Origin of the sequence: Nocardia vermiculata NBRC 100427, assembly GCF_001613265.1 — a bacterium.
GTDB lineage: Bacteria > Actinomycetota > Actinomycetes > Mycobacteriales > Mycobacteriaceae > Nocardia > Nocardia vermiculata.
The window spans coordinates 106,928-128,346 of the sequence record NZ_BDCA01000007.1 but is presented as its reverse complement, the minus strand read 5'-3'; the positions used below and the strand labels follow the sequence as shown (position 1 = coordinate 128,346).

Sequence of the window (21,419 nt, the reverse complement as noted above, 5' to 3'; positions counted from 1 at the left end):
GAGTGCGGCACCGGCCGGACACTCCCGTCGGCCGCCGCGCGAGGTGACCCGCTCCGGGGGAGGATGGGGCCGTGCGTGAACTCGTGGTCCTCGGTACGGCCAGTCAGGTGCCGACCCGTCGGCGCAACCACAACGGATATCTGTTGCGCTGGGACGGTGAGGGGTTGCTGTTCGATCCCGGCGAAGGAACCCAGCGCCAGATGTCGTTCGCGGGCGTCTCGGCCAGCGGCATCACCCGGATCTGCCTCACCCACTTCCACGGTGATCACTGCTTCGGCCTGCCCGGTGTGCTGGCGCGGCTGGAGCTGGATCAGGTCTCGCATCCGGTCGACATCTGCTTCCCGGGCGAGGGGGCCGAACTGCTCGCGCACCTGCGCGGATTGGTGCCCGGCTGCGGCGCCGGACTGCGCGAACGTCCCGTGACGGACCGGGGCCCGATCCCGCTGCCCGAGGCGCCGTTCACCCTGGACGCCGTGCCACTGTCGCATCGGGTGCCGACCTTCGGCTACCGGCTCACCGAGCCCGACGGCTATCGGCTGCTGCCCGAGCGGCTCGCCGAATTCGGATTGACCGGTCCGGTGGTGGGTCGTCTACAGCGCGAGGGGGCGGTTCAGACCGCCGACGGGCGCACGGTGACCCTCGATCAGGTGTCGACCGTCCGGCCCGGACAGCGGTTCGCCTTCGTCATGGACACCCGGATGTGTTCCGGCGTAGCGGAATTGGCCGAAGGCGCCGATATGCTGGTGATCGAGTCCACCTTCCTGGAGACCGAAGCCGGGCTGGCCCGCGACTACGGCCATCTCACCGCCGCACAGGCGGCGCGGGCCGCTGCGGAGGCCGGCGTTCGCACCCTGGTGCTCACCCATTTCTCGCAGCGCTATACCGATCCGGCGGGACATCGGGCCGAGGCACGGCGGCATTTCGACGGGGAACTGGTTGTCGCCGAGGACCTCGTGCGGGTGCCGATGCCGCCGCGGCGATGACGAACCCAACTCGCCGGTAACTTATCGAGGGTGCGCTGCGCGTGCTCCGTATGCGACTGCATATCCTCTGCTTATGCCGTACTTGGAACGTGACGGGGACGTATTCGTGCTGTACCTCGGCAACGAGGGACAGACCGACAGCGAGAACCGCTTCCACCCCGATTGGATCGACGAATTCCACGACCAGCTGGACCGGGTCGAGGCCGCCGAAGGCCCGGCCGCACTGGTGACGGTCGCGACCGGCAAATTCTTCAGCAACGGCCTCGACACCGACTGGCTGTTCGCGAACCTGGACCGGATGCACGGCTACCTGGACCGCGTCCATTCCATGTTCAGCCGCCTGCTGACCCTGAACATGCCGACGGTCGCCGCGCTGAACGGCCATGCCTTCGGTGCGGGCGCGATGCTGGCGCTCTCGCACGACTTCCGGGTGATGCGCTCCGATCGCGGCTACTGGTCGCTGCCGGAGATCCATCTCGGTATGCCGTTCACGGTCGCAATGAATGCGCTGGTCACCGAGCGGCTGACCAATCAGGTCGCGGTCGAGGCAATGACCACCGGACGTCGCTACAGCGCCGTGGACGCGATCGCCGCGGGCATCGTCGACACGCAGGCGGATGCGGACCGGGTGCTGGCGGACGCGGTCGCCCGGGCGGGTGCGCTGACCGCCAACCGCAAGCCGATCCTGCCCGTCATCAAGCGCGCCCTGCATGCCCGCGCGCTGGAGGGGCTGAATACGCCGACCACTGCGGAGAATCTGCCCTTCGGCGGGTGATAACCCGGTGATCGCCGCGCGGCGCACAGTGCGAGACTGTGTGCCATGCCACGCAGCGAGGAGAAACCCGTTGCCGCGGACCCGGCACTGATCGCGGCGGCCGACGCCGCGGTCTCGGCCGCCGCGCGGGAACTCGTCGACCTGTCGCACGCCATTCACGCCGAACCGGAACTGGCCTTCGCCGAATTCCGCAGTGTGCGCATGACGATGGCGCCGCTGCGGGAGCGTGGCTTCGAGATCGACGCTCCGGTCGCCGGACTGGACACCGCATTCGTCGCCACCTACGGCAGTGGTGAGCTCGTGGTGGGGCTCTGTGCCGAATACGACGCACTGCCCGATATCGGTCATGCCTGCGGCCACAACATCATCGCCGCTACCGCGGTCGGGGCGGCCCTGGCGCTGGCCGAGGTCGCGGACCGGTGCGGGCTCACCGTGAAGGTCTTCGGCACACCCGCCGAGGAGAGCGGCGGCGGCAAGGTCCTGATGCTGGAACGCGGGGTGTTCGACGGCATCGCGATGGCCCTCATGGTGCATCCGGGACCGGTCGACATCGTCGGGACACGCTCGCTGGCGCTGGCCGATCTGTCGGTGTCGTTCGAGGGGCGCGAGGCGCACGCCAGTGCCGCGCCGGAGTACGGCCGCAACGCCGGTGATGCCGCGACAGTGGCGCAGGTCGCCCTGGGTCTGCTGCGTCAGCACCTGCGGCCCGGCCAGCAGCTGCACGGTATAGTCGAATCAGGCGGTGTTGCCCCGAATATCGTGCCGGGCCATGCGGAACTGCTCTACTACCTGCGAGCGGAAGACTCCGCATCCCTCGACGATCTGCTACAGCGCGCTTCGGCCTGTTTCGCGGCGGGAGCGCTGGCTACCGGATGTACCCATACGATCCGGCCGCTGGCGCCCGTGTATACCGAACTCACGCCGGATCCGGCGCTGCTGAATGCGTATCGCGAGCAGGTCGTCGGCATCGGCCGAACACCGCTCGCGCCGGAATTCGAGGCGCAGCGACTGCTGGGCAGTACCGATATGGGCAACATCACGAATGCCATCCCCGGCATTCACCCGGTGATCGGGATCGACGCGGGTGGCGCGGTCACCCACCAGCGGGAATTCGCTGCCGCCTGTGTGACCCCGTCGGCCGATCTGGCCGTGCTGGACGGGGCCCGGGCGCTGGCCCGTACCGCAATTCAGGTTGCGGGCGATCAACTACACAGGAACAGGTTGTTGGAGCGCAGTATTCAGCGACAGGAGGACATTCGGTGAGCACGATCGGCCGGTCACCGGCGGGCCGCGAAGAAGGGGCCGCACCGCATCGCGGGCCGCAGCTCGAGGTGGCGGCGGGACAGGCCGCGATCGAGGCATGGTTACGTGAACACGGCGACGACCTGATCGGCTGGCGCCGCCACATCCACGCCAACCCGGAGCTGTCCCGGGCCGAGCATGCCACCACCGAATTCGTCGAATCCTGGCTGGTCAAGGCCGGCCTGGAACCGCGCAAACTACCTACCGGAACCGGTCTGATCTGCGATATCGGCCCGGCCGGTCCGCGGATCGCGCTGCGTGCCGATATGGATGCCCTGCCGCTGCAGGAATACACCGGGCGCCCGTTCGCCTCGACCGTGCCGGGTGTCTCGCATGCGTGCGGACACGACGCGCACACCTCGATCCTGCTGGCGACCGCGCTCGCACTGGCCGATCTGGACGAGTTGCCGGTGGGGGTTCGCTTCATCTTCCAGCACGCCGAGGAAGTGATGCCCGGTGGCGCCATCGATATGGTCGCCGCCGGGGCGATGGACGACGTCGCACGGGTGTTCGCGCTGCACTGCGATCCCCGGCTCGAGGCCGGCCGGCTCGGCGTGCGCGTCGGTGCCATCACCTCCGCGGCCGATACCGTCGAACTGGTGCTGGACTCGCCCGGCGGGCATACCTCCCGCCCGCATCTGACCAGTGATCTGGTCTATGCCATCGGCACCGTCATCACCGGCCTGCCGGGCCTGCTCAGCCGCCGTATCGACCCGCGGACCAGCACCGTGATGGTGTGGGGTGCGGTGTCGGCGGGGAAAGCGCCCAATGCGATCCCGCAGACCGGCATGCTGACCGGGACCGTACGCACGGGCGATCACGCCACCTGGTCACTGCTCGAGCCGATGGTCCGTGAGATCGTCGACGGGCTGCTCGCGCCGACCGGTGTGCGGTATCAGCTGAACTACAAGCGCGGCGTGCCGCCGGTGGTCAACGACGAAGCGTGCACCCGCATGCTCGAGGACGCCATCCTCGGCCTGGGACCGGACGCACTGTCGGATACGCCGCAATCCGGCGGAGGCGAAGACTTCTCCTGGTACCTCGAAGAAGTGCCCGGGGCAATGGGCAGGCTGGGCGTATGGTCCGGTGCGGGACCACAGCTGGATATCCACCAGCCGACCTTCGATATCGACGAACGGGCCCTGGCCACCGGGGTCCGTGTGCTGACAAATCTGGTCCTGCAGTCGCACTGACCGGGACGGTCCGCCGGTGGCACCGACCGGGCCGGTCCTGGGGCACACCGACCGGGCCGGTCCTGGGGCACACCGACCGGGCCGGTCCTGGGGTCACACCGACCGGGCCGGTCCTAGGGCACACCGACCGGGCCGGTCCTGAGGTCACACCGACCGGCTCGCCGCGCCTGCGGCGAGCCGACGGACCGGATTACATGGATCCGAAGGTGCCCGGCCCCACGTTGCGGCTGTTACGGGTACGCAGCGCGTGCACGTAATCGGAGGGAGCACCGGCCTTCTCGGCCGCATCGGAGATGACACCGATATAGCGGGCCGAGGGCAGGCCGCCCTCGTAGGCGTCCAGCACGTAGAGCCACGCCAGCACCGGCGCAGTTCCGGTACCCGAGTTGGGTGAGACACGCAGGCGGATCTTCTTGTGGATCCCGAAATCCGATCCCTCCCACCGGTCGAGACTCTGCTCGTCCTCGGCGGAAACGTCGTACAGCACGACGAAGACACGAGAGCCGGGATCCTCGACCACCGTTGCCAGCGGCCCCTCCCAGCCGATGTCGTCGCCGGCGAAGGTCAGACGCCATCCTTCCAGCCAGCCCGTTCCGTAGACCGGGGAGTGCGGACAGCGCTTGAGCATCTGCTCCGGATCCATATTGGATCCGTAGGCGGCGTATATCGGCACCAGGCAAGAGTATCGAATGTACGGAGTGCTTGTTTCGATCCGGCCCCGAACAGGCCGAAGCTGTCGATTGTGGCCGATTCCGGGTATGACCGCAGTGGCGTGCGTGGGGAGGTGCGCACCACCGGCAGTGACACGCACAACCTCACCCACTACGCGATCAAAACTGTGAGGAGCAGGACCGATAACGTTGACAGCAGTGCCGGAGATCCCGGTCGCACGGCTCGATAGCGGAGGTACACATGACCCGCATTGCAATCATCGGGGGCGGCCCCGCCGGCTACGAGGCGGCGTTGGTGGCGGCCCAGCACGGAGCCACGGTCACGGTGATCGACTCCGACGGTATCGGTGGCGCGTGTGTGCTGTGGGACTGTGTTCCGTCCAAAACCTTCATCGCCTCCACCGGGGTACGCACCGATCTGCGCCGCGCTCGTGACCTCGGTATTACGCTGCACCTGGCACAGGCACAGGTGCGGCCGTCGGAAGTGCATTCCCGGGTGAAGGCGCTCGCGCAGGCGCAGTCCTCCGATATTCGTTCCAAGCTGCAAGCCGCCGGGGTCACCATCCTCAACGGGCGCGGGCAGTTGATCGACCAGATCGCGGGTCTGGCCACACATTTGGTGCGGGCCACATTGTCCGACGGCAGCGAACGGGTGATGGAGGCCGAAGTGGTGCTGATCGCCACCGGCGCCAGCCCGCGCGTGCTGCGCGGCGCCGAACCCGACGGCGAGCGGATCCTCACCTGGCGCCAGCTCTACGACCTGGAGCACTTGCCGGAAACCCTGGTGGTGGTGGGCTCCGGTGTGACCGGCGCCGAATTCGTCTCCGCCTACACCGAAATGGGCGTCAAGGTGAAACTGGTGTCCAGCCGGGATCGGATGATGCCCGGCGAGGACGCCGACGCGGCCCTCGTGCTCGAGGAAGCCCTCGCCGAACGCGGGGTGGAGCTGGTGAAACAGGCGCGTGCCGACGCTGTCGAGCGCACCGCCGACGGGGTGGTGGTGAAACTGTCCGACGGGCGCACGGTCACCGGTTCCCATGCGCTGATGACGGTCGGATCCACCCCCAACACTCAGGATCTGGGCCTGGAGCGGATCGGTATCGCGCTCGATCGCAGCGGCTATCTGCGGGTGGACCGGGTGTCGCGGACCCCGGTGCCCGGCATCTACGCCGCCGGCGACTGCACCGGCCTGCTGCCGCTGGCATCGGTCGCGGCGATGCAGGGGCGCATCGCGATGTACCACGCACTGGGTGAAGGGGTGCAGCCGATCCGGCTGAAGACCGTCGCCTCGGCGGTGTTCACTCGCCCCGAGATCGCCACGGTGGGTGTCAGCCAGACCGCGATCGACAACGGTGACGTTCCCGCTCGCACGGTGATGCTGCCGCTCAATACCAATCCGCGGGCCAAGATGTCGGGGCTGCGCCGCGGCTTCGTCAAGATCTTCTGCCGTCCGGCGACCGGTGTGGTGATCGGTGGCGTGGTGGTGGCTCCCATTGCCTCCGAACTCATCCTGCCGATAGCCATGGCGGTGCAGAACAACCTGACGGTCAACGACCTGGCGCAGACCTTCTCGGTGTACCCGTCGCTGTCCGGCTCGATCACCGAAGCCGCCCGTCAGTTGATGCGTCACGACGATCTGGACTGATCCGCTTCGTGTTGCCGGAAATGCGTTCCTGTGGTTCACTTCCGGCAGAGATGTCATTTGTGGGCGGTTGGTTGGTTCACGCACGGGGGGATGCAGCTTTCCCGGGCTGGGAATCCACGAGCAGCTCTGTGCCACATGCCATGTGGTACGGATATCGATGAGGGCAGTGATGGAGACGGCCCCGTCGGGCGGTATTCACCGGCCGGTGGTTCTGGCCGGGCTCGGGAAAGGGATTGCGAGACAGTGAAACATCGTAAGCCGAGTCGGGCGCCGCGTGCGATGGCTACCACCTCGTTGCCGCTGGCAGCCGCGGCTGCTGTAGCGATTCTGTCGTCGGGGACCGCGGGGGCGGCACCGATCGAGCAGCCGAATGTGCCGACCACTCCTGCCCAGCCGGGTGCGACGAACGACGCTCCGTCGCCGGACGGTACTGCCCCTCGCGACGGTCAGGATCAGCAGGACAAGCAGCGCGACGGCCAGGAGCGCGACGGTAATTCGCAGCCCGGGGTCACCGAGCCGAATCAGCCGGGTGCCTCCACGCCGAGCCAACCGGGTGTGACCACCCCGCAGCCGGGCGTGACGAACCCGAACGAGAACGCGCCGAAGCCGGACGAAAAGCTGGCCTCGCCGACGCAGCCCGGTGTCACCACCCCGCGTGTCGCTCCGCTGCCGGTGCCGGGCCAGGAAGGCAAGGTACAGCCGGCGATCATTCCGGACGGGCACCACCCCACCCAGCCCGATCGGGATCCGAGCACCGACCAGTTGAAGCCGGACCAGGATCCCGACCTCACGGTGGTCGCCCCGGACCGCTCGCAGGACGAAAGCCAGATGGACACGCTGCGCGGTCAGCAGGGCGGCAACGACGCCGATCAGCAGGCACGCTGGACGTCGCCGAGCCTGGATTCCGCGCCGGCCGCTCCGGTCGTGCAGATGAACGGTCCGCACTCCGAGGCCGGCGCGAACATCGACGGCGGTGCGCTGCTGCCGGGCTACGTGGCCAACACGCACCACTTCAGCAACCTCGACGGTTATGTCGGCACGGTCGGCTACAGCACCCCGGACGGGGTCGGTGACGCCGGTGTGTCACTGGAGTTCGTCGAGGCCAACAAGATCAAGGTCACCTCGTACACCCACGTCACCGGGTTCGACGACCTGAAGTCGGAGAACTACGTCGACACCACCGCGCCCAATGCGGCGAAGGCGGCGGTCGAGGGCTGGATCAAGCAGCAGCCGGGTGGCGCTGCCGCGCTGGATGCGGCCGCCCAGGTTGGTAGACTCCCGCAGGGTGATGTCGCCCCGCAGACGGTGAATGTCGGCGGTGCGACCACTCAGTGGGGTGGCACGGTCCAGTACTGATTCAGACTGAATCTACGGGTGGGGCGGTCGTTCACGACCGCCCCACGCGTGTGTCTCGGGGAAGGAACGGGTGATGACTTCCGGCGACGATAAGGGCCGGGACGAGAGCGAGTCGGAGTTCGGCCCGCCGGTTTCCGGATTCGGACCACCGCTGAACGACTTCGGGCCCCCGACCGGTGCCGACGATATGGGGTCCATCGGCTGGTCCCCGGTGGGCGAGCCGGAACGGCCGACGCTCGGCTGGCAGCCGGCCGACGCCGCCGCTCCCCGGGATCAATATCGCGCGCCGGATCCGTCCGCGGCGCCGGATGCCGGCAGCCGTCCGGAATCTCCGCGGGCACCGGAATCCGCACCTCCCCAGGGGGCTCGGGAATCGTCCCGTGCTCCCGAGTCCTCGCATGCGCCGGCGCCCGACACCCGCCGCGCTCCCGCATCCGATCAGGCGCGCGGTGCCGACTCCCGCCGTGCCGACTCCTCGGAGACCGTGCGGTACTCGGCGTCTGCGCCCGACACTGCCGCGGACGAGGGGTCCTGGTGGCATACCGATGACGGGGGATATCCACCGGCGCCGCCGACGTCCGCGCCGGCCCGGGAATCGTCCGGCTCGCTGTGGGACGACGACGAGCTGGCGAAGAAGCTCGCGGTGCCGCGTGCCGGATCCGAGTCGAGGGGGAGTGCATCGGGGTCTTCCTCGGGGTCGTTGTGGGACGACGACGAGCTCGCCAAGAAGTTGTCACCGCCGCGCCCGGCCGCGACCTCCGGTGAGGACGAACCACAGCGCAACAAGGGAGTGCTGCTGGGCGGTATCGCCGCGGCGGCCGTGCTGGTGGTCGCGCTGGCGCTGGTAGTGGTGTTCGCCACCCGTGGCGGCGGCAGCGACGATCCCGTGGATCCGAAGAACGGGGGCGCCGGCACGGTGGACGCGATCGACTGTGTGGCCCGCACTGAAGGCACCCTCACCTACGGCAACGGCCCCGGCGACACCACCAGCGGTGCGAACGCCATCTTCGGCTATCAGCACGCCTATTACACCGAGCGGAGCGCGGAGAAGGTGCACACCTTCGTCGCGCCGGGCGCGAATGTGCAGCCGCCGACGGAACTGCAGCAGACCATCGACCAGCACATTCCGTCCGGTACCACCTACTGTTTGCGGATTGCGCCGACCACGCCGAACCAGTACAACGTCGAGGTCACCGAGCAGCACCCGGACGGGACCAAGTCGGTGTATCTGGAAGTGATCACGACGGTGAATCAGGGAGGCCGGAATCTCATCCAGCTGATCCAATCGTTCTAAATCTCACACTGTGAGAATATAAGTTCAGATTCTGGATATCTTTGTGCGAAAGTGGAGGTAACCCGCTCTCGTCCGGAGGTCTCCATGTCGCCGCAAACTCCACCGCTGTCCCGTCGGCTGGACGGGCTGCAGAGTTCGGCGATCCGCGATCTGCTGAAGTTGACCGCACGTCCGGACATCATCAGCCTGGCCGGCGGACTGCCGGACGAGCAGTTCATGCCCCGCGACGCGATCGCCCGCGCCGCCGAGTCCGCGCTCGCCGATCGGACCCGGCTGCAGTACACCGAGTCGGCCGGCTGGGGTCCGCTGCGCGAGGTGCTGGCGGTCCGTGAATCGAAGCAGCTCGGCCGTGCGGTGCCGATGCAGGAGGTTTTCGTCACCCACGGGTCGCAGCAGGCGCTGTCGCTGCTGGGGGACGTCCTGCTGGACCCGGGCGCACTGGTCGTCGTGGAGGATCCGGCGTACGTGGGGGCGTTGCAGGTGTTCCGCGCGGCGGGAGCGCGCATCGTCGCCGTGCCGCTGGACGCGGAGGGCATGCGAATCGACGCGCTGGAGGAATTGCTGGCGCGTGGTGAGCGGCCGGCCCTGGTGCATACGGTCGCCAACTTCCACAACCCGCGCGGGGTGACGCTGAGTCCGGCGCGCCGGCGCGCCCTCGCGGCCCTGGCCGAACGGTACGGCTTCTGGGTGGTGGAGGACGACCCGTACGGCGAGCTGTGGTTCGACCGGCCGTCGCCGCAATCGGTGGCGTCCTACTCGCCCAATGTGATTCGGCTGTCGAGTGCGTCGAAGGTGCTGGCACCCACGCTGCGGGTCGGCTGGATGATCGCCCCGGATGTGGTCTGCCGTTCGGTGGAACTGCTCAAGCAGGGAGCCGACCTGTGCGGTTCGGCGCTGACCCAGCAGATCGCCGCGGACCTGCTGGCGGACGAGGACTGGCTCGGCGCCCACCTGGACAAGGTCCGCGGAATCTACAGCGAACGGGCGACCGCGCTGGTTTCGGCCGTCCGCACCCGATTCGGCGACCGCGTGGTGAGCACCGACGCCGCGGGAGGCATGTTCACCTGGGTCGATTTCACCGACGGCACCGATACCGCCGATCTGCTGCCCCGGGCAGTGGAGCACGGCGTCGCGTATGTGCCGGGTTCCGCCTTCGCGGTGTCGCAGAGTTACCGCAATTCCATGCGACTGTGCTTCACGACCTCCGAGGCGGCGACGCTGGAAGAAGCAGTGGATCGGCTGGCTCGCGCGGCGGCTGCCGGTTAGCCGGCCCGGTTCAGTCGGCCCAGCCGTAGGTTCGCTCGACGGCCTTGTTCCATTCGCGGTAGAGGCGGTCGCGGTCCGCCGCCGACATGGTGGGTTCCCACGCCTTGTCCTCGGACCAGTTGGCGCGGATCTCCTCGGTCCCGCCCCAGTACCCGACGGCCAGCCCGGCTGCGTAGGCGGCGCCCAGTGCGGTTGTCTCGGTGATCACCGGGCACACCACCGGCACATCGAGAATATCGGCCTGGAACTGCATGAGCAGTTCGTTCGCCACCATGCCGCCGTCGACCTTCAGGGTCGTCAACTCGACTCCCAGCTCCTCGGACTTTGCGTCCGCGCGCATGGCATCGATCACTTCGCGGGTCTGGAATGCGGTGGCCTCCAAGACAGCTCGGGCCAGATGGGCCTTGGTGACGAAGCGGGTCAGCCCCGTGATCACGCCTCGGGCGTCGGGCCGCCAGCGTGGTGCGAACAGACCCGAGAACGCCGGGACGATATAGGTGCCGCCGTTGTCGTCCACGGTCTCGGCCAGCGATTCGATCTCCGCCGCGGAGTCGACGATGCCGAGATTGTCGCGTAACCACTGCACCAGTGATCCGGTCACCGCGATCGATCCCTCGAGGGCGTAGACCGCCGGCTCGTCGCCGAGCCGATAGCACACCGTGGTGAGCAGGCCGTGTTTGCTGAACACCGGGGTGGTGCCGGTGTTGAGCAGCATGAAATTGCCGGTGCCGTAGGTGTTCTTGGCTTCCCCCGGGAGTAGGCACGCCTGGCCGAAGGTTGCGGCCTGCTGGTCGCCGAGGATCCCCGCGACGGGAACTCCGGCGAGTGGTCCGGTGGCGATCTCCGCATAGACCTCGGAGGAGCTGCGGATCTGCGGCAGCATCGAGACCGGGATGTCGAAGTCGGCGCAGATCTCCGAATCCCATTGCAAGGTATGCAGATCCATCAGCATGGTGCGCGAGGCGTTGGTGACATCGGTGATGTGCTGCCCGGTGAGTTGCCACAGTATCCAGCTGTCCATGGTGCCGAAGCAGAGCTCACCGGCTTCGGCGCGGTCACGGGCACTGGAGACGTTGTCGAGGAGCCAGCGCAGTTTCGGGCCGGAGAAATACGTGCTCAGAGGCAGGCCGGTGCGGTCGGCGTAGCGGCCTGCGCCGAATTCGCCACCGAGCCGGTCACACAATGCCGCGGTGCGGGTGTCCTGCCAGACGATGGCGTTGGCGATCGGCTCACCGGTGGTGCGGTCCCAGACCACCGTCGTCTCCCGCTGATTGGTCACCCCCACCGCGGCGATGTCGGACGCGCTCGCACCGGCGTCCTCGAGGGCCGCGCCGATGACGAATTCGGTATTGGTCCAGATGGTTCCGGCATCGTGTTCGACCCAGCCCGGCCGCGGGAACAACTGCTCGTGCTCACGTTGGGCAAGACCCGCGATGCGCCCGGAACGATCGAACACGATGCACCGGCTCGAGGTGGTTCCCTGGTCGATGGCGGCCACGAAGCGTTGCATTCGTGCAGGTTACTAAACCTCGCACGTGCCGTGCACCACATTGCCGCGCCTCGGAGGTGGACTAGGGTGGTGGGGATTACCGACGGGTAGCGCAGGACGATCCCACCGAACAGTGCGGAGGAAGTCGAGCGATGAACGAGAAGTCACACGGTCAGCACACCGGCGAGCTCGGACCCGGACAACGCGCCACGGCGTGGGAAAAGCTGGGCGCCAATCATTTCGATGTCGTGGTCATCGGCGGCGGTGTGGTGGGCGCGGGCATCGCGCTCGACGCCGCCACCCGCGGACTGGACGTTGCCCTCGTCGATGCCCGAGACCTGGCCTCGGGAACCTCGAGCCGGTCGTCGAAGATGTTCCACGGCGGTCTGCGCTACCTCGAGCAGTTGGACTTCGGCCTGGTCCGCGAGGCGCTACGCGAACGTGAGCTCAGCCTCAAGACCCTCGCCCCACATCTGGTGAAACCGCTGCGCTTCCTCTACCCGCTCACCCACCGGCTGTGGGAGCGTCCCTACGTGGCTTCGGGGCTGGTGCTCTACGACACCATGGGTGGCGCGAAATCCGTTCCTGGACAACATCATGTGACACGGTCGGGGGCGTTGCGGCTGTCTCCGGGAATCCGGCGCAGTGCGTTGATCGGCGGTGTCACCTATTACGACACGGTCGTCGACGACGCCCGCCACACCATGACGGTGGCACGCACCGCCGCGCACTACGGCGCGGTGATCCGCACCTCCACCCAGGTCGTGGACTTCCTGCGCGAGGCCGATCGCGTGGTCGGGGTGAAGGTCCGCGACAGCGAGGACGGGCGCACCACCGACGTGCGCGGCCATGTCGTGATCAACGCGACCGGGGTGTGGACCGACGAATTGCAGGCACTGTCCCAGGTGCGCGGCCGCTTCCACGTGCGCGCGTCCAAAGGTGTCCACATCGTGGTGCCGCGGGACCGGATCACCAGCGACGCGGCGCTGATCCTGCGCACCGCGACCTCGGTACTGTTCGTGATCCCCTGGGGCAGTAATCATTGGATCATCGGCACCACCGACACCGAGTGGAATCTGGATCTGGCGCATCCGGCGGCCACCAAGGCCGATATCGACTATCTGCTGGACCGGATCAACGAGGTTCTGGTCACGCCCCTGACCCAGGACGACATCCAGGGCGTGTACGCGGGTCTGCGGCCACTACTGGCCGGAGAGAGCGACGAGACGTCGAAACTGTCCCGAGAACACGCGGTGGCGCGGATCGCGCCGGGTCTGGTCGCCATCGCGGGAGGTAAGTACACCACCTATCGGGTGATGGCCTACGACGCCGTGGACGCCGCGGCCCGCGATATCCCGCAGCGGGTGTCGCCCTCGATCACCGACAAGGTGCCGCTGCTGGGTGCCGACGGCTACTTCGCCCTGCTGAATCAGACGCCTCAGCTGGCCCAGACCTACGGTGTGCATCCGTATCGGGTCGAGCACCTGCTCGATCGCTACGGCTCGCTGATCACCGACGTACTCGATCTGGCCGAGGGGGATCCGGAACTGTTGCAGCCGATCACCGCGGCGCCGACCTACCTGCGGGTGGAAGCGGTATACGCGGCCGTGGCGGAGGGCGCGTTGCATCTGGAGGATGTACTCGCGCGCCGGACCCGCATCTCCATCGAGTTCTCCCACCGCGGTGCCGATTGCGCCGACGAGGTGGCGCGCCTGGTGGCGCCGGTGCTCGGCTGGGACGAGAAGCGGATCGAGCGGGAAGTGAGCACCTACACCGCGCGGGTGGACGCCGAGGTCCGGTCGCAGACCCAGCCCGACGATGTCTCGGCCGATGCGTTGCGTATCGCCGCGCCGGAGCCCCGGCCGGAGATCCTGGAGCCGGTGCCGCTGCCGCCCGGCTGAGGACCGGACCTCCCGACGGGCCGAGCAGGCCCGCCATCCGGTGAGTCCGGCTGCGGCGGGACGACGGCTGTGGCGACATGGACCGCGCGTGCGTCGGAGTCAGCGCGGAGTGGTCGTTTCGTATCCGCTGCGGGAGGTGGACGCCGACGCGTCGGAATGCTGCAGCACGTAGCTGAACAGGATGGTGGCCGCGAGCGCGATGGCGGTGATCAACAGCTGGGTGGCCAGGCGCGTGCGGCGCCGTGCCCCGGTGCTCACATATGTCATCAGTTCCGCTTCCCGACCTGTTGCGTGATGTGTTGCCCGTTATGTCGTGTCAGCCCGTCGCAGTGTTAGCGAATGTAGTGAAAATTGCAATCAAATAGCAAACAGCCAGCATCGCATCGGCGCGTCTTTTTCGTCCGGATCAGGGCAGTGGCTGGCAGCGGGGGCAGAAGTAGGCGGTGCGCTCGGCGCGGTCGGTGGGGTCGGCCGATGTGCCCGGTGGCTGCGTCGGCGTACCCAGTTGCTGTGCCGCGATCAACGATCCACAGCGGCGACACGGGCGTCGCCTGCGTCCGTACACCGCAGCGGACCAGGGTGGATCATGTGCCGCGCGGGTGAGAATCCGCTGCGAGGTGCGGACCAGTCCGGGCAGATCCGCAACCTCCTCGACCGGCACGGCCGGATGTACCCGGTGGGCGAAGCAGATCTCGCTGCGATAGATGTTGCCGATCCCGGCCAGATTTCGCTGATCCAGCAAAGCTGATCCGATCGATTGCTGCGGGTGTGCATGCAGTCGTCGAACTGCCTCGTCCGGATCCCAGTTCGCGCCCAGCAGATCCGGACCCAGCTGCTCGACGGCGGTGTGTTCGCGTTCGGCGGGCAGCACCTCGACCAGTCCGAGGGAGAAACCGACCGCCTCCGCGGTGTCGGTGGTGATGATCAGGCGGGCGGTGAAGCCTGGTTTGGTCCACCGCTGACCCGGCCGGTAGATCTGCCAGCTGCCCTCCATTTTCAGGTGGGTGTGGATGCTGAGGCGGTCGGTACGCACGAACAGGTGTTTGCCATAGCTACCGACACTGTCGATCCGGTCGCCGCGCAGGTCCAGGGTGGCATACCGTGGAACGCGGATGTCGCTGCGCACCACGGTCTGTCCGGCCAGCGCGGCACGTAGTGCGGCGGCGGTGCGGTAGACGATGTCGCCCTCGGGCACGGCCGGTCAGCTCCGGCGCCCGATCACGGCCGGCTCCGCAGGCGGAAGCCGCGTGGGGTGGTGGCGAATCCGGCATCGGTGAGGAATGCGGCGAAGGTGTTGCCGTGCACCGAATCGCCGTCGACCCGCTCGATCACCAGCGAATCCACCCGGCGGTCGTGGACCAGGGCCGCCAGCGCGGTGGCGGCGCACGTGCGGATCGTCGGATCCTCGGTGAAGGTGAGCAGGGTCTTACCGCCCCGCTCCAGATAGAGCGCCGGTTCGCCGTCGGCGAGGACCACCAGCGCGCCCGCCTTGCGACCGGGGCGATGCCCGGTGCCCTCGACGGCCGACTTCGGCCACGGGAGGGCGGCGCCGTACGGATTCGCGGGATCACATGCGGCGAGTGCGAGGGTTTCCGGCACCTGGTCGGGTCCCCGTTCGGTGTCGTAGCCGCGGAGGCGGTCGACCACGTCGGTGCTGGAGAATTGGGCGCCGCCGAGTGTGTCCACGAAATATCCGCGCCGGCAGCGGCCGCTGTCCTCGAATTCGGTGAGCAACCGGTACATCAGCGCGAATCCGCCGGGAACCTCCTCGTTCTGAACGGAGCCGCGGGTCAGTACGCCGTAGCGTTCCAACAGCAGGTCGGCCGTGGCATGCGCACGAATCGTGTTGTCGGGCAATTGCTGTGGCAGCAGCGACCAACGTCCGGCGACACCGGGCGGCCCGGTCCGCGACGGCATCGCCGGCCGGGGCAGGTACATGCGGCCGCGCGGGGTGCGCCGGGGTGTGCGGTGGGCGGTGGTGGTGCGGGAAGTGCCAGACAGCCGTGCCCGCACCGGGGCGAAGGTGTCGCCGCTGACATAGCCCGCCCACACCAGCTCCCACAGTGCCGCGGCCACCGCGGCATCGTCGAGCAGACCGGTGGCGTCGGAGAGCTGGCGAAAGAAATAGGCACCACCGGCGAGGGCGGCGGGCCGGGCATCCGCTGCGTCCGCACCGGTCGCGACGGCGTCCAGTGCCGAGGGGTCGGCGCCCAGGGCGGTGAGCAGCGACAGCTGCGTGTCGGTGAGATCGATCGGTTGCGCCGGTGCGAGTGTCGCCGGCGCCTGATCCGCCGGGTGCAGGGCGATCCACCCGTCCTTGGCGGTGATGGCGCCGTGGCCGGACCAGATCACTTCACCGGATGCGGTCAGTTCGTCCAGCATGGCCGGTGTGTAGTCCCGCACGCGCGCCGGGAGGATCAACGACTCCCATGCCGAGGCCGGGATCCGCACTCCGGCAAGTTGTTCCACCACGGCGGCAACTCCGTCGACACCGCGCAGTGCCGACGCGCCGATATGCTGCCAACCGGGAAGGAAACGGCCGAATGCGGCGGTCGAGACGGGTTCGACCTCCTTGCGTGCCGCGGCCAGCGACCGGCGCCGCAGCCGCCGTAGCACCTGAGCGTCACACCACTCCGAACCGGCTGCGCCGGGAGTGAATTCGCCTTCCACCACCCGTTTTTCGAGGCCGAGATGGTGCAGCGTGGTGGCGGCCACCGCGGTGCCGATCCCGAACCGCCGCGCCGCGGCATCCAGGGTGAACGGGGCGTGTGTGCGGGCATAGCGGCCCAGCAGATCGCCCAGCGGATCGGCGACCGGCTCGATGAAGGCCGCGGGGGTGCCGATCGGCAGCGGGACACCGAGTGCGTCACGGAGCCGGGCGGCGTCCTCGACCGCAGCCCACCAGCGCGACCCCGCGAACGACACTTCCAGTGCCCGTCGTGCACGGGACAGTTCGGCGAACCACGGCGTGGGGTCCTCGGTACAGCGCTGCGTCGCCTCCTCGGCAGTGAGGGGACCGAGTAATCGCAGCAGGTCGGCCACGCCTTCGGCGTCGCGGGCATGCCGTTCCGGGGTGAGCCGCTGCAGCTCGCGTTCGAGCTGATCGATGACCTCCGCGTCGAGCAGTTCGCGCAGCTCCACCCGGCCCAGCAGTTCGGCGAGCAGGCTCGAATCCAGCGACAGCGCCGCCGCGCGGCGTTCGGCCAGCGGGCTGTCGCCCTCGTACATGAACTGGCCGATGTAGTCGAACAGCAGGGCGTTCGCGAACGGCGAGGGAGTGGCCGTCTCCACCTCGACCAGTCGCAGCTTGCGACGCGCCACCTGAGTCAGCAGTTCGCGCAGGGCGGGCAGGTCGTAGACGTCGCGCAGGCATTCGCGCACGGTCTCGAGCAGGATCGGGAAATCCGGGAACTTCCGCGCCACATCGAGGAGCTGCGCCGCCCGCTGCCGTTGCTGCCACAGCGGTGCGCGGCGTCCGGGATCGCGGCGCGGCAACAGCAGCGCTCGTGCCGCGCATTCGCGGAAGCGGGAGGCGAACAGGGCCGAGGCACCTACCTGTTCGGTGACCGCATCCTCGATCTCGTCCGGCTCGAAGACGAACAGTTCGGCGCCCGGGGGATCGTCGGTGGTGTCGGGGAGCCGCACCACGATGCCGTCGTCGGAGGCGGTCGGCGCCGCGTCGACCCCGAACCGTTCCCGCAGCCGGGATCCCACCGCCAGCGCCCACGGTGCGTGGACCGGCAGTCCGTAGGGAGAGTGCAGGATCAGCCGCCAGTCGCCGAGTTCGTCGCGGAAGCGCTCGACGAGCAGGGTGCGGTCACTGGGCAGATGGCCGGTCGCCTGCTGCTGCTCGGCCAGCAGCGACACCAGATTGGCGGTCGCGAAATCGTCCAGACCCGCGGCGTGTGCGATGTGGTCCAGTTCGGAGAGCTCACTCGTGTCCGCGCGTTGCACCGCATTCCCGGCGGTACGGACGAATTCGCCCAGCGCCGCGCCCAATTCGGCCGGTCGGCCCAGCGAATCGCCGTGCCAGAAGGGGAGTCGGCCGGGCAGCCCGAACGCGGGCGAGACCAGGACCCGGTCGTGGGTGATGTCCTCGATCCGCCAGCTGGTCGCCCCGAGCGCGAAGACATCGCCGACACGGGACTCGTAGACCATCTCCTCGTCGAGTTCGCCTACCCGCGAAGACTTCTCGCCGACCATGAACACCGGGAACAGGCCCCGATCCGGGATTGCGCCACCGGAGGTCACCGCGAGTCGTTGTGCCCCGGGGCGCCCGGTGAGGGTGCCCGCATCGCGATCCCACACCACCCGGGGCCGTAGTTCGGCGAATTCGTCGGACGGATAGCGGCCCGACAACAGATCCAGCACCGACTCGTAGGCCGAGCGCGGCAGGGTGGCGAAACTACCGGTACCGCGGATGGTGTCGAACCACTCGTCCACATCGATCGGCTCCAGTGCACAGGCGGCCACGGTCTGTTGCGCGAGGATGTCGAGGGGGTGGGCGGGGATCTTCAACTCCTCGATCTGCCCCGCCGTCATGCGCATCGACGCCACCGCACAGTGGATGACGTCGGTGCGATGCTTGGGAAAGATCACCCCGCGCGAGATCTCGCCGACCTGGTGCCCGGCTCGGCCTACCCGCTGCAGGCCGCTGGCGACCGACGGTGGTGACTCCACCTGCACCACCAGATCCACCGCGCCCATATCGATGCCGAGCTCGAGGCTGCTGGTCGCCACGACGCAGCGCAGCCGCCCGCTCTTGAGGTCGTCCTCGATGATCGCGCGCTGTTCCTTGCTCACCGAGCCGTGATGTGCCCGGGCCAGCAGCGGTTCCGCACCGTGGTTGACCTCGGTCGGAGAACCCAGCTGCGCCGGCGGGCCGTGTTCGCCGCGCGCGGGGCCCGCCGGCGCGAGCTCGTCGGCGGACTCGGCAGGTGCCGTCCGGAGCGCGTATTCCTCGTTCAACCGTGCGGTGAGCCGTTCGGCCAGCCGCCGCGAATTCGCGAAGACGATCGAGGAACTGTGCGCGAGGACCAGGTCCACGATGGCGGCGTCGACATGGGGCCAGATCGACCCCGGCTGATCCGATTCGCCGGGCTCGGACATATCCGCCACCGGGACCCGCACCGACAGGTCGAAGGTTTTCGGCGCGGGCGGCGACACGATGGTGATCGGCGCCGAACCGACCAGGAAACGGCCCACCGCAGCAGGCGGACGCACGGTGGCCGACAATCCGATGCGCTGGGCGGGTCGTTCGGTGAGCTGATCCAGCCGCGCCAGCGACAACGCCAGATGCGCACCCCGCTTGGATCCGGCGATCGCGTGCACCTCGTCCACGATCACCGTCTCCACCTGCGACAATGTTTCCCGCGCGGCAGAGGTCAGCATCAGGTACAACGATTCCGGAGTGGTGATCAGGATGTCCGGGGGCTTGCGCTGCAGGGCGCGGCGGTCTGCGGGGGTCGTATCCCCGGAGCGGACTCCCACCCTGATCTCCGGGGCGGGTGCCCCCAGCCGCGCCGCCGTTTGCGTGATGCCGACCAGCGGCGCCCGCAGATTCCGCTCCACATCCACCGCCAGCGCCTTGAGCGGGGAGATATAGAGCACCGAGGTGCGCGGCGGGCCTTCCACCGGTTCCCGAGTGGACAGCCGGTCGAGGGCCCAGAGAAAGGCCGACAGCGTCTTGCCCGACCCGGTCGGCGCGATCACCAGGGTGTGTTCCCCGGCGGAGATCGCCTGCCAGGCGCCCAGCTGGGCGGCCGTGGGCGCGGGAAACGCACCGTCGAACCACTCCTGGGTCGGCCGGGAGAACTGCTGCATCACCCCAGTCTGCACTCGGGCACCGACACACATTCCTGATCGTCGCGGTGACCGGGCGATCCGCGCATGCCACCGACGTATCGTGCTTAGGTTCGCCCGACCTCACAGGCAACCGCTGACCGGCGGCGCTCAGCCGAATCGGATGCCCTGGGCCAGGGGGAGCTCGGTCGAGTAGTTGACCGTATTGGTGGCGCGGCGCATATAGGCCTTCCAGGCGTCCGAGCCGGACTCACGACCGCCGCCGGTCTGCTTCTCGCCACCGAAAGCACCGCCGATCTCCGCGCCGGAGGTGCCGATATTCACATTGGTGATACCGCAGTCGGACCCGTCCGGGGCGAGGAAACGCTCGGCTTCGCGTTGATCGGAGGTGAAGATCGCGGCAGACAGGCCCTGTGGCACCCCGTTGTGTAGCTCGATCGCGGCATCGAGATCGTGGTAGGTGAGGACATAGAGGATCGGTGCGAAGGTCTCCTCGCGCACGATCGCGGACTGCGCCGGCATGCGGACGACGGCCGGTCGCACATAGTAGGCATCAGGGCCGCCGGCATCGACCCGTTCACCGCCACAGAGCAATTCGCCACCGTCGTCGATCGCCCGCTCGATCGCGGACCGCATCGACTCGTAGGCCTTCGCGTCGATCAGCGGCCCGACGAGTGCGCCGTCGTCGAGTGGGTTCCCCACCGGCAGTTGGCGATACGCCGCACACAGCCGATCGAGCAGCGGTCCCACGACGTCGACGTGCACGATGATGCGGCGCAAGGTGGTGCAGCGCTGTCCGGCGGTGCCGGCCGCAGCGAAAACGATGGCGCGCGTGGCGAGTTCGAGATCCGCCGACGGGGTGACGACCGCGCCGTTGTTGCCGCCGAGTTCGAGTAGGCATCGGCCGAAACGAGCGGCGACCCGTGGTGCCACCGCCTGCCCCATCCGCACCGATCCGGTGGCGCTGACCAATGCCACCCGTTCGTCGTCGACGAGTTGCGCACCGACTCCGGCGTCGCCCTGCACGAGTTGGTGAATATTCGGATCGGCCCCGACTTCGGTGGCCGCGCGGCGCAGCAGCGCATGACAGGCCAGTGCGGTCAGCGGTGTCGTCTGCGAGGGCTTCCACACCACGGTGTCACCGCAGACCAGTGCGATCGCGGTATTCCAGGACCAGACGGCGACGGGAAAATTGAAGGCCGAGATCACCCCGACCACGCCCAGTGGATGCCATGTTTCCATCAGCCGGTGCCCGGGCCGCTCGGAGGCCATGGTGCGGCCGTACAGCTGGCGAGACAGACCCACCGCGAATTCGCAGACGTCGATCATCTCCTGAACTTCGCCGCGGGCCTCGGCGCCGATCTTGCCGACCTCGAGGGTGACCAGTTCGGCGAGCTCGTCGAGATGCTCGCTGAGCAGTTGTCCCAGCCGGCGCACCACCGCGGCTCGCTGCGGTGCCGGTACCGTACGCCAGGATCGAAAAGCGCTGTGTGCCTGATCGATTGCGCAGGTCACCTCGACGGCGGTGGCGGCGGGCACGCGCAACAGCTCACCACCGGTGAGCGGCGTGCGCGCCGGCAGGTCACCGGATCCGGCCGGGGTGGCGCCGAGCGCGGCGAGCAGCCGTGCGGCGCGCTCGGCCAGCTTGCCGGTGCGCGGGAGAGCGGGTGCTGTTGTCATGTGCTGCTCCGTTTCCGAATTCGGTTTCTGCCACGGTCACCGTCGGCTGAGTTAGCCTTCGC

At 68.3% G+C, this 21,419-nt stretch carries 15 protein-coding genes; 9 read left to right on the top strand and 6 right to left on the bottom strand.

Annotation, left to right across the window (positions count from 1 at the left end; genetic code table 11):
* Positions 1–71: 71 nt before the first annotated feature.
* The 4 genes from NV2_RS11250 (at position 72) to NV2_RS11235 (ending at position 4,253) form a co-directional block, all read left to right on the top strand.
* Positions 72–983, top strand: a complete 912-nt coding sequence (locus NV2_RS11250) for a ribonuclease Z (protein WP_067871583.1) — start codon at positions 72–74, stop codon at positions 981–983.
* A 73-nt stretch (positions 984–1,056) separates the two neighbouring features.
* Positions 1,057–1,758, top strand: coding sequence for an enoyl-CoA hydratase-related protein (locus tag NV2_RS11245; RefSeq protein ID WP_067871580.1), 702 nt, complete (start codon positions 1,057–1,059; stop codon positions 1,756–1,758).
* Positions 1,759–1,803: 45 nt separating this feature from the next.
* Positions 1,804–3,021, top strand: coding sequence for a M20 family metallopeptidase (locus tag NV2_RS11240; RefSeq protein WP_174550577.1), 1,218 nt, complete (start codon positions 1,804–1,806; stop codon positions 3,019–3,021).
* Positions 3,022–3,110: 89 nt separating this feature from the next.
* Positions 3,111–4,253, top strand: coding sequence for an amidohydrolase (locus NV2_RS11235; RefSeq protein WP_084474402.1), 1,143 nt, complete (start codon positions 3,111–3,113; stop codon positions 4,251–4,253).
* A 190-nt stretch (positions 4,254–4,443) separates the two neighbouring features.
* On the opposite strand, the gene NV2_RS11230 is transcribed toward NV2_RS11235, so the two are convergent.
* Entirely contained in the window at positions 4,444–4,926 is a 483-nt protein-coding gene (locus NV2_RS11230) for a gamma-glutamylcyclotransferase family protein (RefSeq protein WP_067871577.1), read from the bottom strand.
* Positions 4,927–5,150: 224 nt separating this feature from the next.
* On the opposite strand from NV2_RS11230, the gene NV2_RS11225 reads away from it, so the two are divergent.
* From NV2_RS11225 to NV2_RS11210, 4 genes are all read left to right on the top strand, one after another.
* On the top strand, positions 5,151–6,569 hold the full coding sequence (locus NV2_RS11225; protein WP_281198532.1) for an NAD(P)H-quinone dehydrogenase: 1,419 nt from the start codon (positions 5,151–5,153) through the stop codon (positions 6,567–6,569).
* 279 nt (positions 6,570–6,848) lie between these two features.
* Complete coding sequence (locus NV2_RS11220; RefSeq protein WP_067871571.1) at positions 6,849–7,925, top strand: hypothetical protein; 1,077 nt, start codon at positions 6,849–6,851, stop codon at positions 7,923–7,925.
* A 73-nt stretch (positions 7,926–7,998) separates the two neighbouring features.
* Entirely contained in the window at positions 7,999–9,219 is a 1,221-nt protein-coding gene (locus tag NV2_RS11215; RefSeq protein WP_067871568.1) for a DUF8176 domain-containing protein, read from the top strand.
* An 84-nt stretch (positions 9,220–9,303) separates the two neighbouring features.
* Positions 9,304–10,485 (top strand): aminotransferase-like domain-containing protein, encoded by a 1,182-nt coding sequence (locus tag NV2_RS11210; protein WP_067871565.1) that lies wholly within the window; start codon positions 9,304–9,306, stop codon positions 10,483–10,485.
* A gap of 10 nt (positions 10,486–10,495) precedes the next feature.
* Here the strand turns inward: NV2_RS11210 and glpK are convergent, their stop codons facing one another.
* Entirely contained in the window at positions 10,496–11,995 is a 1,500-nt protein-coding gene (gene glpK, locus NV2_RS11205) for a glycerol kinase GlpK (protein ID WP_067871562.1), read from the bottom strand.
* Positions 11,996–12,126: 131 nt separating this feature from the next.
* On the opposite strand from glpK, the gene NV2_RS11200 reads away from it, so the two are divergent.
* Positions 12,127–13,875: a glycerol-3-phosphate dehydrogenase/oxidase gene (locus tag NV2_RS11200; RefSeq protein ID WP_067871559.1), complete on the top strand. Its 1,749-nt coding sequence runs from the start codon at positions 12,127–12,129 to the stop codon at positions 13,873–13,875.
* Between the two features lie 99 nt (positions 13,876–13,974).
* Here the strand turns inward: NV2_RS11200 and NV2_RS31400 are convergent, their stop codons facing one another.
* From NV2_RS31400 to amaB, 4 genes are all read right to left on the bottom strand, one after another.
* On the bottom strand, positions 13,975–14,142 hold the full coding sequence (locus tag NV2_RS31400; RefSeq protein WP_157102855.1) for a hypothetical protein: 168 nt from the start codon (positions 14,140–14,142) through the stop codon (positions 13,975–13,977).
* A gap of 139 nt (positions 14,143–14,281) precedes the next feature.
* Entirely contained in the window at positions 14,282–15,070 is a 789-nt protein-coding gene (locus tag NV2_RS11195; protein ID WP_067871557.1) for a DNA-formamidopyrimidine glycosylase family protein, read from the bottom strand.
* A 23-nt stretch (positions 15,071–15,093) separates the two neighbouring features.
* Positions 15,094–19,698, bottom strand: a complete 4,605-nt coding sequence (locus tag NV2_RS11190; protein ID WP_084474341.1) for an ATP-dependent helicase — start codon at positions 19,696–19,698, stop codon at positions 15,094–15,096.
* A 129-nt stretch (positions 19,699–19,827) separates the two neighbouring features.
* Positions 19,828–21,357 (bottom strand): L-piperidine-6-carboxylate dehydrogenase, encoded by a 1,530-nt coding sequence (gene amaB / locus NV2_RS11185; protein WP_067871552.1) that lies wholly within the window; start codon positions 21,355–21,357, stop codon positions 19,828–19,830.
* Positions 21,358–21,419: the final 62 nt, after the last annotated feature.

Bases quoted from the DNA above. Each gene is read 5' to 3' on its own strand.
- NV2_RS11245 (WP_067871580.1), top strand. From the start codon at position 1,057: ATGCCGTACTTGGAACGTGACGGGGACGTATTCGTGCTGTACCTCGGC.
- NV2_RS11240 (WP_174550577.1), top strand. From the start codon at position 1,804: ATGCCACGCAGCGAGGAGAAACCCGTTGCCGCGGACCCGGCACTGATC.
- NV2_RS11220 (WP_067871571.1), top strand. From the start codon at position 6,849: ATGGCTACCACCTCGTTGCCGCTGGCAGCCGCGGCTGCTGTAGCGATT.
- NV2_RS11215 (WP_067871568.1), top strand. From the start codon at position 7,999: ATGACTTCCGGCGACGATAAGGGCCGGGACGAGAGCGAGTCGGAGTTC.
- NV2_RS11210 (WP_067871565.1), top strand. From the start codon at position 9,304: ATGTCGCCGCAAACTCCACCGCTGTCCCGTCGGCTGGACGGGCTGCAG.
- glpK (WP_067871562.1), bottom strand. From the start codon at position 11,995: ATGCAACGCTTCGTGGCCGCCATCGACCAGGGAACCACCTCGAGCCGG.
- NV2_RS11200 (WP_067871559.1), top strand. From the start codon at position 12,127: ATGAACGAGAAGTCACACGGTCAGCACACCGGCGAGCTCGGACCCGGA.
- NV2_RS31400 (WP_157102855.1), bottom strand. From the start codon at position 14,142: ATGACATATGTGAGCACCGGGGCACGGCGCCGCACGCGCCTGGCCACC.
- NV2_RS11190 (WP_084474341.1), bottom strand. From the start codon at position 19,698: ATGCAGCAGTTCTCCCGGCCGACCCAGGAGTGGTTCGACGGTGCGTTT.
- amaB (WP_067871552.1), bottom strand. From the start codon at position 21,357: ATGACAACAGCACCCGCTCTCCCGCGCACCGGCAAGCTGGCCGAGCGC.